General features: G+C 40.8%; 1 protein-coding gene. It reads left to right on the top strand.

Annotation, left to right across the window (positions count from 1 at the left end):
* Positions 1–139 precede the first annotated feature (139 nt).
* Positions 140–488: DUF4158 domain-containing protein (locus tag PSI06_RS21120; RefSeq protein ID WP_273604832.1), on the top strand; the 349-nt coding region annotated here is incomplete at its 3' end.

The following is a 488-nucleotide window of genomic DNA, read 5'->3' as shown; positions in this document are numbered from 1 at the left end:
TGGGGTTCTAGGGATTTTCCCCTCTAAAGTAACATAGAACGCTACAGGTATTATATTATATGGTCTGTGGCGGTGGGTTACCTTCCAATATTCTGCCATCTTATATAAACACCATCAATCATATTGGCGTTTATTCATCATGGCAATTAGTAATGAACTCTCGATTCTGACTCAGGCAGAACAACGAGACTTGTATTCAGCACCTCAGTTTTCTATTGAGGAACAACGTTTGTATTTTTCGCTAAACGATGTAGAACAGGCCGAATGCCGTACTATCAGGCTTACTAAACATCGTTGTTATTTCGTGGCGCTTCTGGGCTATTTTAAATCTAAGCCAGTGATCATTGCTCCGAGTTTCCGTGATATCAGTATCGACATGCAGTTTATTGCCTCCCAAATTCAAAGAGGTAAAGGGATCAGGCCTTTCAGTGTCAGTAAAATGCAGCGTGACCGTATTTACTCAAGGATACTGCGTCTACTTAATTACA

The sequence above is a fragment of the Pseudoalteromonas sp. GABNS16E genome, from assembly GCF_028598715.1.
GTDB classification, from domain to species: Bacteria; Pseudomonadota; Gammaproteobacteria; order Enterobacterales; family Alteromonadaceae; genus Pseudoalteromonas; species Pseudoalteromonas atlantica.
This window is presented reverse-complemented; position numbering and strand designations above follow the sequence as displayed.